Annotated in this window: 10 protein-coding genes; 8 read left to right on the top strand and 2 right to left on the bottom strand. The window is 34.3% G+C overall.

Going from position 1 to position 14,320, the window contains the following annotated elements:
- Positions 1–6: 6 nt before the first annotated feature.
- The 4 genes from mnmG (at position 7) to B4N66_RS04255 (ending at position 6,098) form a co-directional block, all read left to right on the top strand.
- Positions 7–1,878 (top strand): tRNA uridine-5-carboxymethylaminomethyl(34) synthesis enzyme MnmG, encoded by a 1,872-nt coding sequence (gene mnmG, locus B4N66_RS04270; RefSeq protein WP_291092603.1) that lies wholly within the window; start codon positions 7–9, stop codon positions 1,876–1,878.
- A gap of 106 nt (positions 1,879–1,984) precedes the next feature.
- Positions 1,985–2,830, top strand: a complete 846-nt coding sequence (locus B4N66_RS04265) for a class I SAM-dependent methyltransferase (protein ID WP_291092601.1) — start codon at positions 1,985–1,987, stop codon at positions 2,828–2,830.
- A 240-nt stretch (positions 2,831–3,070) separates the two neighbouring features.
- Positions 3,071–3,658, top strand: coding sequence for an OmpH family outer membrane protein (locus B4N66_RS04260; RefSeq protein WP_291092600.1), 588 nt, complete (start codon positions 3,071–3,073; stop codon positions 3,656–3,658).
- A gap of 163 nt (positions 3,659–3,821) precedes the next feature.
- A complete protein-coding gene (locus B4N66_RS04255) occupies positions 3,822–6,098 on the top strand; it encodes a helix-turn-helix domain-containing protein (protein WP_291092599.1) in 2,277 nt (758 codons plus the stop codon).
- Positions 6,099–6,121: 23 nt separating this feature from the next.
- Here the strand turns inward: B4N66_RS04255 and B4N66_RS04250 are convergent, their stop codons facing one another.
- Together B4N66_RS04250 and B4N66_RS04245 are read right to left on the bottom strand one after the other, a co-directional pair.
- The gene (locus tag B4N66_RS04250; RefSeq protein WP_291092598.1) at positions 6,122–6,505 is read right to left on the bottom strand and encodes a DoxX family protein; all 384 of its coding nucleotides are present in this window, start codon (positions 6,503–6,505) and stop codon (positions 6,122–6,124) included.
- Positions 6,506–6,509: 4 nt separating this feature from the next.
- Complete coding sequence (locus B4N66_RS04245) at positions 6,510–7,658, bottom strand: ATP-binding protein (RefSeq protein WP_291092597.1); 1,149 nt, start codon at positions 7,656–7,658, stop codon at positions 6,510–6,512.
- Positions 7,659–7,957: 299 nt separating this feature from the next.
- On the opposite strand from B4N66_RS04245, the gene B4N66_RS04240 reads away from it, so the two are divergent.
- The 4 genes from B4N66_RS04240 to B4N66_RS04225 all read left to right on the top strand — a co-directional run bounded on the left by B4N66_RS04240 (position 7,958) and on the right by B4N66_RS04225 (position 14,056).
- Positions 7,958–9,733, top strand: coding sequence for an SPOR domain-containing protein (locus B4N66_RS04240; protein ID WP_291092595.1), 1,776 nt, complete (start codon positions 7,958–7,960; stop codon positions 9,731–9,733).
- 84 nt (positions 9,734–9,817) lie between these two features.
- Positions 9,818–11,005, top strand: a complete 1,188-nt coding sequence (locus B4N66_RS04235; RefSeq protein ID WP_291092592.1) for a phosphoglycerate kinase — start codon at positions 9,818–9,820, stop codon at positions 11,003–11,005.
- Positions 11,006–11,107: 102 nt separating this feature from the next.
- Positions 11,108–13,054 (top strand): LysM peptidoglycan-binding domain-containing protein, encoded by a 1,947-nt coding sequence (locus B4N66_RS04230; RefSeq protein ID WP_291092590.1) that lies wholly within the window; start codon positions 11,108–11,110, stop codon positions 13,052–13,054.
- A gap of 30 nt (positions 13,055–13,084) precedes the next feature.
- Positions 13,085–14,056 carry a DUF4837 family protein gene (locus B4N66_RS04225; RefSeq protein WP_291092589.1) on the top strand — a complete coding sequence of 324 codons (972 nt, stop codon included), beginning with the start codon at positions 13,085–13,087 and terminating at the stop codon, positions 14,054–14,056.
- Positions 14,057–14,320 lie beyond the last annotated feature (264 nt).

Raw genomic sequence — 14,320 nt, 5'->3', positions numbered from 1 at the left:
AAAACTATGTTTCAAGATAAATATGATGTAATTGTGGTTGGTGCTGGTCACGCAGGTTCAGAAGCAGCAGCAGCAGCAGCCAATATGGGCTGTTCAACGTTATTAGTAACAATGAACTTGCAAACCATCGGACAAATGTCTTGTAATCCTGCTATGGGCGGAATTGCTAAAGGACAAATTGTGCGTGAGATTGATGCATTGGGTGGGTATTCTGGAATTGTTTCAGACAAGACAGCCATTCAGTTTAAAATGCTGAATAAATCAAAAGGTCCGGCAATGTGGTCGCCACGTGTTCAGAGTGACAGAATGCGGTTTGCCGAAGAATGGCGTTTGATGTTAGAAAATACTCCGAATGTTGATTTCTATCAAGAAATGGTTGCTGGTTTAATTATCGAAAACAATGTTATCAAAGGAATTAAAACTTCTCTAGGCATTGAAATCAAAGCCAAAACAGTTGTTTTAACGAATGGAACTTTCCTTAACGGATTAATTCATATTGGCGAAAAACAGTTCGGAGGAGGAAGGGCCGGCGAAAGTGCTGCCTACGGAATTACCGAAGATTTAGTCAAACTCGGATTTGAATCTGGTCGAATGAAAACCGGAACACCACCAAGAGTAGATGGACGTTCATTGGATTATACAAAAATGAGAGAGGAAAAAGGAGATGATAAACCGCATAAATTCTCTTATTTAGATTCATCCAAACCATTAATTCATCAAAAGTCGTGTTGGATGACGTATACCTCAGAAACGGTTCATAATTTATTACGTGAAGGTTTTGATCGTTCTCCTATGTTTAACGGTAGGATTCAAAGTACAGGTCCACGTTATTGTCCTTCAATTGAAGATAAAATCAATCGTTTTGCTGATAAAGACAGACATCAATTGTTTGTTGAACCGGAAGGTTGGAATACGGTAGAAGTATATGTAAATGGATTCTCTACATCATTGCCGGAAGAAGTGCAATTTAAAGCCTTACGTTCGGTCGAAGGATTCGAAAAAGTTAAATTCTTTCGCCCGGGATATGCTATTGAATATGACTATTTCCCACCAACACAATTAAAACATACGTTAGAAACCAAGTTAGTAGATGGTTTATTTTTCGCTGGTCAAATCAATGGAACGACTGGTTATGAGGAAGCCGCTTCACAAGGATTAATGGCAGGAATCAATGCCGCTTTAAAAGTGCAGGAACGTGATCCTTTTGTGTTGAAAAGAGATGAAGCCTATATTGGGGTTTTAATTGATGATTTGATTACAAAAGGTACAGAAGAACCGTATCGAATGTTTACTTCAAGAGCAGAATACAGAACGTTATTGCGACAAGATAATGCCGATGAACGTTTAACACCAAAAGGATTTGAATTAGGATTAGCTTCAGAAGAACGCTTAATTCGAATGAACCATAAGTTTAATGAAGCGGAAAAGATGGTCTCTTTTTTCAGAGAAACCAGTATTTCACCTGAAGAAGCAAATCCGGTTTTGGAAATAAAAGGAAGTTCGCTAATGGTTCAATCGGATAAAATGTATAAAGTGTTTTCGCGACCTCAAATTGATTTGGAGGACATTGTTTTATTTGATAAAGTAAAAGAATATATTGCCGTTAATAACTTGGATGAAGAAACAGTTGAACAAGCAGAAATTCAAGTGAAATACAATGGCTATATTGAAAAAGAACGTAACAACGCAGATAAGCTAAAACGTTTAGAAGATGTAAAAATTCCTGAGAATTATGATTTTGATAAAATCAAATCGTTATCGTATGAAGCAAGAGAAAAGTTTAAAAAAATTCGTCCTGTTACAGTATCTCAAGCATCCAGAATTAGCGGAGTAAATCCAAGTGACATTTCAATATTATTAATTTATATGGGAAGATAGCAAGTGTTCAGTTTAATACTTATTATTTAATTGTTCCACGTGAAACTATTTCAAAAATCTCAACAAAGACAGCTTGTTCAAACAGCAAAAAGCATTTTTATATCTAATGAATTTTTCAAAAGAACCGTATATTAAAGTTAAAGATTATTCCGTTTCGGGAGAACAATTTGAATTGTTGATGGATGAAAATCTTCAATTATTAAAAACGTATCCGCAACCTGCATTATCGGATTTACCGAATTATTACGAAAGCGAAGATTACATTTCACATACAGACAATAAACGATCTTTATTTGAAAAAGTCTATCATTTTGTCAAACGGAAAGCAATTCGAGACAAAGTAAGTTTGATAGAATATTGGAGTGTTGAAAAAGGAAGTGTTTTAGATATTGGTTCAGGAACCGGAGATTTTTTAGCCGAAGCAAAACAACAAAATTGGAAAGCGGTAGGAATGGAGCCAAGCGATAAAGCAAAAGCTCTCGCAAAACAAAAAGGAATTTGCATAATCGATACGTATCCTGAATTAGAAGATCATTTTTTTGATGTTATAACAATGTGGCACGTTTTAGAACACGTTCCGGATTTGGAATTTCAAATTAAAGAACTGAAACGATTATTAAAACCGGATGGCGTAATTTTTATTGCGGTTCCCAATTTCAAATCGTATGATGCAAATCATTACGGGAAATTTTGGGCCGCTTTTGATGTGCCAAGACATCTTTGGCATTTTTCTAAAACGGCGATGGAAAAAATTTTTGCTCAGGAAAATTTAAAATTGAAAAAAGTTCAGCCAATGTGGTTTGACAGTTTTTACGTGAGTTTACTATCCGAAAAATACAAAACCGGAAAGATGAATCCGTTTAAAGCATTTTGGATTGGTTTACAATCAAATTTAAAAGGAAGAAAGAGTTTAGAGTATTCTTCACACATTTATATCTTCAAAAACAGCTAAAAAATCATTTTAAAGCTCATTTTCGAAGTATTTTAGCATTCAACAACTCTTTTGTCGATTCAAACCCATTAATTGATTTAATCCAATCTAATGAATCAAATATAAATAAATTAAAACTATTTACTGTTTAAAAACAATTACATTTTTCTATACTTTACATTTTTTGAAAATGTAAATCAAATTTGCCAATTAAATTGGAATTATTACTTTTACCAAAATTTTATAAATCAGACAATCATAATGAAAAAATCAATTTTAGTTTTCGGCTTACTTTTGGCCATGGCATCGTGTGAAAAAGCAGTCGATCAAAAAGATTTCAAAACAGCTTATGTAGATACGTCAAAACTTTTGGATGAATATACCGAAGCAAAAGATATTGAAGAAAAATATAAATCGAAAGGCGAAGAAATGGGCAAGCAATTAGAGGCTGAAGTAGCTCGTTTTAGAACGGAAGCAGCAGCTTTTCAAAAAAATGCTGAAACTTACGGACCTCAATGGGCTCAACAAAAAGGAGCTGAATTGCAAAGAAAAGAACAAGAATTATCATATGCTCAACAAGCTATTTTACGTCAATTGCAAGAAGAGAGCGGAAAAGAAATGGACAGCCTAGTGAAAGATGTAAAAAAATTCATCAAAGACTACGGTAAAGAAAAAGGATATAATTACATCTACGGAACAGGTGATGCTGCAACGGTTTTGTATGCAAAAGAAGAATATGATATTACCAATGACGTAATTAAACTACTAAATGATAAATACAAATCAACTTCTTCGGATGATAAGAAAGACGAAAAAGCGGAAGCAAAAGTTGATTCAACAAAAAAATAAGCATTAGATTTATTACTATCAAAGCCTCTCTTTTTGAGAGGTTTTTTTGTTTTATAAATGTTCTAAATACTTATTTTTACAAATTCAAATTATATAAATTCAGTACATGGCTTTCATAATTATTCAAATATTTGTAAATTTCCACCTTTAAACTCAACGCCAAATGGAAATTACAAACGATGCACGCCAAGTCCTGCAATTTATCAATCAAACGCAACGCTCTATTTTTCTAACGGGAAAAGCCGGAACAGGAAAAACCACTTTGTTGCGGAAAATCATTCAAACAACTCATAAAAATACGGTTGTAGTTGCTCCCACGGGAATAGCTGCTTTAAACGCTGGTGGAGTTACAATTCACTCGATGTTTCAACTTCCTTTTGGAGGTTTTATCCCAGAAAATATCGCCGGTTCAAGCATTTCACAACACCAAAAATTCGAGACTAAAAATACCTTAGTGAAGCATTTTAAGATGAGCGGCCAAAAGAAATCGGTGATGCTCAATATGGAACTGCTCATTATTGACGAAGTCAGCATGCTTCGAGCTGATTTATTAGATGCCATCGACTTTATGCTACGAAAAGTTCGCCGAAGAGACATTCCTTTTGGTGGAGTGCAAGTGCTTTTTATTGGCGATTTACTCCAATTGCCACCCGTTGTTAAAAATGATGAATGGCAAGTTTTACGAAAATATTACCGCGGAATTTTCTTTTTTAATGCAAAAGTTATTCAAGAAAAGCCACCGTTGTACATTGAATTATCAAAGATTTTTCGTCAAACGGATGAGCGGTTTATTTCGGTTTTAAACAACCTTCGCAACAACACCATTACGCCACAAGACATGGTGGTGCTAAATGATTTTGTAAAACCCAATTTCGACATCAAAGCCAATAAAGGATACATTACTTTAACAACTCATAATGCCAAAGCCGATTCGATTAATGCCGAATCATTAGAGGAATTGGAAGGAAAATGTTATCGTTTTAAACCTGAAATAGTGGGCGATTTTCCCGAAAAAATTTATCCCGTAGAAGAAATTCTTCAGTTGAAAGTGGGTGCTCAAATTATGTTTATTAAAAACGATTTGTCAGCGGATAAGAATTATTTTAATGGGAAAATGGGTTTCATCAAATCATTATCCGAAGCAGAAATAATTGTGCACTTTCCGGAAGAAAATAAAACCATCGAAGTTGAAAAATACGAATGGAAAAACATTCGCTATTCTGTTAACGAAAATACCAAAGAAATTGACGAAGAAACACTCGGCACATTTGTTCATTATCCGATAAAATTGGCTTGGGCAATCACGGTGCACAAAAGTCAGGGATTAACGTTTGACAAAGCTGTTTTGGATGTTTCACAAGTATTTTTACCGGGACAAGCCTATGTGGCACTTTCACGCTTACGATCATTGGAAGGTTTGGTTTTGTTGAAGCCAATTCAAATGAACGGCATTTCCAACGACCAAGATGTAATGCAATATGCTGAAAATAAAGCAGATGAAGAAACAATCGTGAATGCTTTACAAAAAGAAACGCAACGGTTTATTCTTCAATACATTAAGAATAGTTTTGATTGGGAAGCAATTGCTCAACAATGGCGAAATCATCGCTTTAGTTATAATAGCGATGCTGAAAAATCAGAAAAATCAAAGCATCAAAACTGGGCAGAAATTCAAGAACAGAAAGTTTCAAAATTAGAAGATCCGGCAAAAAAATTCAGATCTCAACTAGACAAACTTTTTCACGCTGATGATGTCAATATTCCTTTTATTGCAGAAAGAGTGAAAGCAGCTAAAGACTATTTCCTTCCAAAATTAAATGAAATTATGTTTGATTTACTTTTGAAAATGGAAGAAGTCAAACGTAAAAAAAGAGTCAAAGAATTCTACACCGAGTTGAATGAACTAGAAGAAGGTACACTAAAAACCGTTCTTCAATTGTTTAAAGCTGTTAAAATGGTGGATGTTTTATCGGAAGGAAAAGAAATCAACAAGGAAAATTTAACTTCCAACGAAATTCAAAACTACCGAAGTATTCTAGTTGAAAACGTGGTTGAACATTATAAATCCATTCAAAGCACATTAATCGAAGAAGAGGAAGAAGCTGATTTTGATCCATATCAATACCTTCCAAAAAAGAAAAAAACCAAAGAACCGAAGAAATCAACTTTACAGGAAACCTACGAATTATGGCAAGAGAAAAACTCTGTAAAAGAAATTGCTAAAATTCGTGTTCTAACCACACAAACGATTTATGGCCATTTAGCCAAGCTTATTCAAGCCGGAACTATTTCTATTACAGAAGTGTTGCCCGAAGACAAAATAGAGCAATTGGCAGCCGCGTTCAAAGGCTACAACGAAGAAAGCTTGACCGCTTTAAAAGAACAAGTAGGCGATCGATTTACGTGGGACGAGTTGAGGATGTTTAAAGCGAGTTTGTAATTTGATTTAATTTTTTAAATCTCTTAATTCAGCCAATACACTGCCAAAACAGCCGGAATATAATAAATCACAATCGTTCTGGCACCATCATAATCTTTGGCTAAACGTTGACCGAAAAGTAAAAAAAGTAACGTTACACAACTCATTATGGCGGCATAAAAACCATATTCACGGTTGCCGTTATACAGCAATTGAATCAAGCCGGCAATGGCTAAAATTACGGTTACTAATTCCAAAAGCAATACAAAAGCCAATGCTTGTGGAACCATATTTTTGATAACGGTTTTAGAAAAATGTTCTTTTAACCAAGCCAAATTGTCTTTCCAATAAAACAATTTATCATAACCGGACTGCAAAAAAGTAACGGTTAAAAGTAGCAAAATCAGAAAAGAGGCGGGGTTGTTCATGCGTTTATTTTTTATGAATTAAACGAGTCAATTTAATTGATAAATCGGTTAAAATAATCTTCGCATTGCCATTGCGTTCAATGTGATACATGGCATCGTTGAGTTCTTTATAAATATCCAAGATATTATTTCCGTTTACAAACGGAGCAAAATTTTCCAGTTTAAATTTTTCCACTTTCGGCTCCAAATAAACCAACGATGTCGCTTGATAATTCAGCAACAACGCCTGTCTAAACATTTCAATACAAAAAGATAAAAATTTCTTTTGCGTTTCGCGGCCCAATTTGGCAATTTCTTCGCTCCAAGTAATTAATTCGTGAATAGCGGCGGCGTTTCCTTTGGCTTTAAAAGCGGCACGAACCCAAAGCACAAACCATTGTTCAAAAGGCAAATCTTCATTGTCATCGCTCAATAATTTTAAGGCTTTGTTGTAATTTCCTTGGGCTTGATGAGCAATTTTTGTGGCTGTTTTTGGGTCAAGTTGTAGTTTCTCTATCAACGCTTCGGCAATCACACTTTCCGGAAGTCCGTTAAAATCCAACACCTGACAACGTGAACGAATGGTTTGAATCAAATCTTCTTCTTTTTCGGTAATTAAGATAAAAACCGTTCTATCAGTCGGTTCTTCTAAAATTTTCAGCAATTTGTTCGAAGCGGCAATGTTCATTTTATCCGCCATCCAAATAATCATCACTTTATAACCGCCTTCGTACGATTTAAGAGAAAGTGTTTTCACAATTTCTTGAGCATCATCTACACGAATTTCACCTTGTTTGTTTTCTACACCCAAAATTTTGAACCAATCAAACAAACCACCGTAAATGTTTTCTGCTAAAAAAGTTCGCCAATCTTGAATAAAATCAATGCTTTTGGGTTTAGTTTTAACGTCATCTGTAGTAACAGTTGGATAAATAAAATGCAAATCCGGATGTGCAAAATGTTGAAATTTAAGATTACAAGCTTCGTTTCCGCCTGAATTTTCATTTCCGGTATTGTTGCACAACAGATATTGAGCATATGCGATTGCCATAGCCAATGTTCCTGAGCCTTCCGGACCAACAAAAAGTTGTGCATGCGGAATCCTTCCCAATTGAACACTGCGAGTTAAATGATTTTTTATATGGTCTTGGCCTAATAATTGTGTAAATTGCATAAAGCAAATATAAATTATTTTTTTTGCCGATAAACGGGTTTGTTTTGTATATTTAAAAATACAAATTTTAACAAATTCAAGTTAAATTATTTTGTTTGTATGAAAAAAGAAACCATTTTTGGCACTTTAATCGGTAAAATATGCATTTTATCGTTAGGCTTTAGTACCTTTGAGCCCAAATTAGTAGTCCCAAATCTAAAATTGCTCCTCATATAATGAGTAAATTTATGAACCGTAAAAGATATAAAAATTTATTTTTAATACTTTTTTTTATCTGTGTCAATTGGTGCCATGCTCAAATGGCCGTCCCTTTTAAAGAGCGATACAAAGCGAACATAAAAGGCGATATGACTATTATTGCCAATTCCATTCTAAATAGGATTGATAAAAAAAATTCCCCTAACGATCCGTACAACGACCAAAGTATTGATGCTATTACCAACGATGAAATTGATATGGAATACATTGATATTGATACCGATAAACAAACTTTTTCTTCGAGTAGTGCAGCGTTATTTCAAAAAAATGAAGCGGCAAAAAAAATTGTTTATGCAGGACTATATTGGTCAGCCACCTACAAATATGAAAGCGGCTACAAAAAAGGAGAAGATAAATTTGTAGCTTTCGATAACACCAGAGAGCCTTTTGAAGAAGTTTTGGTGAAATTTCCCGATCAAAAAGAATATTCAACAGTTAAAGGCGAAATTATCTTTGATGGTTTAAAGCACAGAGAATTTAAAGACGCTGCCCCTTATGCGGTATATGCAGATATTACAGAACAAGTCAAAGCTCTTGATAATCCGTTTGGGTTTTATATGGTGGCGAATGTTCGAGCTACACAAGGAACGCTCATTGGTGGTTCTGCTGCGGGTTGGACAATGATTTTTGTGTATGAAGATGCATCAATGAGTGAAAAATTCATTGTTTCACATGATGGTTTTGCCGGAGCTTCCAGTGAAAGTGTGAATGTGGTTTTCAAAGGTTTCAAAACCCAACCGCAAGGAAATGTTCAGGTAAAATTAGCCGGTGCAGCATTAGAAGGAGATTTTAAAGTAGATGGCGATTTGTTCATGTTTGGTTCATCAAAAAACAAAGATTTTACAAACGTTAAAACAGTTACACGTCGATACAGTAATTTTTTCGATAGTTCCATTACCATCGAAGATGAACATTTTAAATACCGCATTCCCGATGGTAAAAACACGTTGGGTTACGACTCATTTTTAACCACATTATCAAATTACAATAACCGTTTTATTGGTAACAATGCAGACGAAGCCACCGTTCGATTCAAGTCGTCGGGAGATGTATTTTATCTTTTTTTTAGTGCTATGGCTATTGAAACAAAACCAGCGACAATAGCAACAGCGGACAACACTAAATTGGTTTATGAAGATAATAAGTTCAAAGTATTTGATAAAAATACAAATGAGGAAATAGTGCAAAATCAAACTGCAGAAGATTCGACTGCTACCTTGTTGGCTATAAAAGCTAAAGAAGCGTTTAGTCAGGAAACTTTAGAAAATTCAAAACAAATTGCTGAACAAAACGAAAAGATTAACGAAGTAAAAGAAATAAAGCAAGAGACAAAACCTGTTGAAGCTTCAAAACCGGAAACCAAAAAAGAAGTTTTAACACCACCAATTACAAAAAACGAAGCTGTTGTTAAAAAAGATGAACCAAAAACTGCTGTAAAACCGGATGTTACAACTGTCACTAAATCAGATGAAGTTAAGTCAAAAATAAATCCTATAGTTGTTGCTCCTGAAGCAGTTAAATCAGAAATACCTAAAGAAAATAAATCAGTAGAAGTTTTAAACGATATTGACTCGCCAAAAGGATATTATTTAGTGGTAAATGTGTTTAACGAAAGAGTAAATGCAGCTCGATTTATGAAAAGTCTACGAGACAAAGGATTAAATCCAAATTATTTTACCAATCCCGCTAATAATTACATGTATGTTTATTTGGGCTATGTAACTTCTAGAGAAGAAGCAGAAAAGCTAATAGAAAATAAATTGAATAATTTATATACCGAAGAAACTTGGATTTTAGTAGTAAACATGAACAAATAATCGCAAACATGATTATTATCAATCCTATTAAATTCTAAAATTTTATATTTGTCTTTACTTTTAAAAAATAAAAACTATAAAACCATGAAAACGTTGTTCGACTTCAATTTTAAAAATAAAAAAGCATTAGTTCGTGTTGATTTTAATGTTCCGTTAGATGAAGATTTCAATGTAACAGATGTCAATCGAATTGAAGGAGCAAAACCAACCATCGATAAAATTTTAGCCGACGGCGGTAGCGTGATTTTAATGTCGCATTTAGGAAGACCAAAAGGTGTTGAAGAAAAATATTCACTCAAACATATTGTTGCAAAAACAGAAGAAGTTCTGGGAGTTAAAGTGAAATTTGCCCCTGATTGCATTGGAAGTGTTGCCGAAAAAGCCGCTGCAGATTTAAAACCAGGCGAAGTTTTATTATTAGAAAACCTTCGTTTTTATAAAGAAGAAGAAGCCGGTGATGTCGATTTTTCTAAAAAATTAGCCTCTTTAGGTGATATTTATGTGAACGATGCATTTGGAACAGCTCACCGAGCACACGCTTCAACAACTATCATTGCTCAATTTTTTCCGAATGATAAATGTTTCGGAACTTTATTGGCCAAAGAAATTGAAAGCTTAAACAAAGTTTTAAAAGATAGCGAAAAGCCGGTAACAGCCATTTTAGGCGGATCAAAAGTTTCGTCAAAAATCACAGTTATTGAAAATATTTTAGACAAAGTAGATCACATGATTATTGGTGGCGGAATGACGTTTACATTCGTGAAAGCCTTAGGCGGAAAAGTAGGCGATTCAATCTGCGAAGATGATAAAATGCAAATGGCTTTGGATATTTTGCATTTAGCGAAAGAAAAAAATGTGCACATTCACATACCTGTTGATGTGGTGGCTGCCGATGCTTTTTCAAACGATGCGAATACCAAAATTGTCGACGTTCGCGAAATTCCGGACGGATGGCAAGGTTTGGATGCCGGACCAAAATCGTTAGAAAATTTCAAAGAAGTGATTATGAATTCCAAAACAATTTTATGGAACGGTCCATTGGGTGTTTTTGAAATGGAAACGTTTGCCAAAGGAACAATCACGTTAGGAAATTATATTGCTGAAGCAACTGCAAACGGAGCTTTTTCACTTGTTGGTGGAGGAGATTCTGTAGCCGCAGTAAAACAATTCGGATTAGAACCAAAAATGAGCTATGTCTCCACAGGTGGTGGAGCGATGTTAGAGATGCTGGAAGGACGAACATTACCAGGTATTGCTGCAATTTTGAGTTAAAAAAAGTTTTTTAACAATAAATAAACAACTTATAACGTTTAACTTAATTATGTTTGCAAGTACGCTTAATCTATTGACAAATAAAACATTAACCACGAAAAAATGAATTTACGAAATACCACACTCCTCGTTGTTCTATTTTCTGCGACTACTTTTTATGCCCAAGAATCAACACTTGCGGATGTAAATGTGTCTGTAGAACCAAAATTATCCTATTTAGATTCCATTAAATCAACCTTTCAAAAACACGACATTGCTGCTTGTGTAGAGGAACGTTGGATGACCGAATTGAGCAATCAGGATTTGTACAGCGAAATGATTGCGGACATCGAAAACACTAATGTTGATGAAAAAGTTGATTATGATTTATCAACCGAATTATTGAAAGAACGATTAAAAGCGTTAGATGCAAAATCTGCTTTTCATATCGAATATAATCCTGGTTTAGAAAATATCATCAAACATTATCTTAAAAATAGAAAAAGATCGTATGAACGTTTGATGGCTTTGTCACAATATTACTTCCCGATTTTTGAAGAAGCGTTGGCAAAATACAATGTTCCTTTAGAAATTAAGTATTTGGCCGTTGTTGAGTCGGCTTTAAATCCAAGAGCTGTTTCTAAAGCCGGAGCAACCGGATTATGGCAGTTTATGTACGGAACCGGAAAACAATACAATCTTGATATCAACACATTTACCGATGAGCGAAGTGATTTGTTAAAAGCAACCGATGCTGCTTGTCAATATATGGTGAACATGTATAAAATCTTTGGCGATTGGGATTTGGTTTTAGCATCCTATAATGCCGGACCAGGAAACGTGAGCAAAGCAATCCGTCGTTCTGGTGGAAAGCAAAACTATTGGAATATCAGACCTTTTTTACCAAAAGAAACCCAAGGATATGTTCCTGCTTTTTTGGCAACAATGTATGTGTTTGAATACCATAAAGAACACGGTATCGTACCACAAAAACCAATTGTAAATCATTTTGCGACAGATACCATCATGGTTAAAAACAAAATGTCGTTCAAACAAATTTCAGAATTGTTAGATATTTCGGTGGAACAATTGCAGTTTTTAAACCCATCGTATAAGAGAGATTTTATTCCTTACCAAACAGATAAAAAACATTTTGTTCGTTTACCATTGGATAAAGTAGCGGTATTTACATCGAATGAAAATCAAATCTATGCGTATTGCGATTATGATTTTAATAAACGTGAAAAACCATTTTCTTCACAAGAAATGTTAGCAGATGCTTCTTCAGATGCCTCTGTCGTATCTAAAACGAAATACCATAAAGTAAAAAGAGGAGAATCGTTAGGTTTAATTGCTCAACGTAATGGTGTTTCTGTCACAGAATTGAAACGTTGGAACGGATTAAAATCGAACAACATTGCAGCAGGAAGAAGTCTTAAAATAATCAAAGAAGAACGAGTTGCAGTTGCTCCTAAAAAAGTGGTCGAAGTTCCTGTTTCCAAAGCAGTGGTTTCAAACGATACAATCAAAGTAAAATCAAAATCAGTCGAAACAGCCAAATTTCATGTTGTTGAAAAAGGAGAAAGCTTATTTAGCATTTCTCAAAAATATGATGTAACGAGTGAAGAATTAAAAGAGTGGAACAACCTTGAAGAAGAAACAATTCAGTCGGGTTCAAAACTACTTGTGAGTGCTTTAGTGAAACAAAAAACAGAAAATCACATTGTTCAAAATGGCGAAAATCTTAATGCAATTGCTAAGAAATATAATGTAACGATTGATGAACTTAAAGAATGGAATGAATTAGAGGATAATAACATCAAATTAGGATCAACTTTAAAAATTATGGTTCCTGCCGATGAAGAAGTTGTAGTGGCAGAAGTAAAAGCGAAAAAGCCTGAAAAACAGTCACCTTACAAGTCTGAAAAAGTATATATTGTGCAAAAAGGTGATTCATTATTCAGTATTTCGCAAAAAATTAAAGGCGTAACGGTGTCAGATTTAAAAAAATGGAACGGTATTAGTGGTAAAAATATTAAACCGGGAATGAAACTTAAAATCAGCGGATAAAAAAGGTTCATTTCACCAGAAAACACCATCATGAAAAGAGTTGTTATTTTACTGTTTGTTGCCTCATTGTTTATTTCTTGCAAAGAGGAAAATAGAGAGGATATTCTAAAAGAATCTTCCGGAAAAATCAATCATTTGTCGGTTATTATCGAAAACCAACTTTGGAATGGCGAAGTAGGAGATAGCATTAGGAACATTTACGCCGCTCCGGTAGATGGTTTACCGCAAGAAGAACCCTTGTTTACTATCAAACAATACGCTCCCAACTTATTTGAAGGTTTTATGACCAATAGCCGAAATATTTTGGTTGTATTGAAAAAAGAAAACAACGATTTTGAATTGGTTGAAAATGAGTTTGCCAAACCGCAAAATGTAGCTCATATCACCGGAAGTTCGGTTGCTGAAATTGTGAGTTTGTTGGAAAAACATTCGCCGGAAATTATCAACAAATTCAAGCAAACGGATATTGCTGAAAATCAACGCAGAATTTCCAAGTCGTTATTGAACGATGCTAAAATCAAAAAGAATTTTAAAGCCAGTTTAAAACTTCCAACGGCTTACAAATATATCATTGAAGAGGATAAATTCTTTTGGATTAGAAAAGAACTTCCTTCCGGAAATGCCAGTGTGTTGATTTATGAAGTTCCGTTAAGTACGATTCAAAAAGATACCAACACGGTTGCCAACATCATTCAAATGCGTGATTCCATTGGACAAAAACACATTGAAGGCACACTTCCCAACACTTATATGATTACGCAAGCTGCCTATTCGCCATATTTTTTCAATATTATGTTGAATGGCAAAAAAACCTATGAAACCAAAGGAACATGGGAATTGAAAAACGATTACATGGCCGGACCATTCATTAATTATGCCATTCGAGATGAAAAAAACAATCGTTATTTGGTGATTGAAGGTTTTTGCTATAATCCTTCGTTGGCCAAACGTGACATTATGCACGAATTAGAATCCATTCTCAAATCGGTAAAGATTTTATAAGTTTCGTTTTCTGGAAAATGTATCTTCAAATTTCATTAAATTCGCAGGAAGTAACTTGTGAAACTGTTTTAACCAAGTTTAATAGAATTGATTATTAATATTAAACAAAATTAACTTGGTAAATTAGCCACGAATTCACAAATAAAAGTCTAACTGACAAAGTTATATTAGTTCATCTTTGATGAAAATTAGAATTATAACGAATTGTTTAACGCCCAAATTATTAGTGAATTAGTGGTAAAAGAAATGATATAATCTGTCGAA

It is taken from the genome of Flavobacterium sp. UBA2787 (genome assembly GCA_002352205.1).
Taxonomy (GTDB): Bacteria; Bacteroidota; Bacteroidia; order Flavobacteriales; family Flavobacteriaceae; genus Flavobacterium.
This window is presented reverse-complemented; position numbering and strand designations above follow the sequence as displayed.

What these genes read in the sequence shown, in the direction of transcription:
- B4N66_RS04255 (WP_291092599.1), top strand. Translation starts at nt 3,822, where the DNA reads ATGGAAATTACAAACGATGCACGCCAAGTCCTGCAATTTATCAATCAA.
- B4N66_RS04260 (WP_291092600.1), top strand. Translation starts at nt 3,071, where the DNA reads ATGAAAAAATCAATTTTAGTTTTCGGCTTACTTTTGGCCATGGCATCG.
- B4N66_RS04245 (WP_291092597.1), bottom strand. Translation starts at nt 7,658, where the DNA reads ATGCAATTTACACAATTATTAGGCCAAGACCATATAAAAAATCATTTA.
- B4N66_RS04240 (WP_291092595.1), top strand. Translation starts at nt 7,958, where the DNA reads ATGGCCGTCCCTTTTAAAGAGCGATACAAAGCGAACATAAAAGGCGAT.
- B4N66_RS04235 (WP_291092592.1), top strand. Translation starts at nt 9,818, where the DNA reads ATGAAAACGTTGTTCGACTTCAATTTTAAAAATAAAAAAGCATTAGTT.
- mnmG (WP_291092603.1), top strand. Translation starts at nt 7, where the DNA reads ATGTTTCAAGATAAATATGATGTAATTGTGGTTGGTGCTGGTCACGCA.
- B4N66_RS04225 (WP_291092589.1), top strand. Translation starts at nt 13,085, where the DNA reads ATGAAAAGAGTTGTTATTTTACTGTTTGTTGCCTCATTGTTTATTTCT.
- B4N66_RS04250 (WP_291092598.1), bottom strand. Translation starts at nt 6,505, where the DNA reads ATGAACAACCCCGCCTCTTTTCTGATTTTGCTACTTTTAACCGTTACT.
- B4N66_RS04265 (WP_291092601.1), top strand. Translation starts at nt 1,985, where the DNA reads ATGAATTTTTCAAAAGAACCGTATATTAAAGTTAAAGATTATTCCGTT.
- B4N66_RS04230 (WP_291092590.1), top strand. Translation starts at nt 11,108, where the DNA reads ATGAATTTACGAAATACCACACTCCTCGTTGTTCTATTTTCTGCGACT.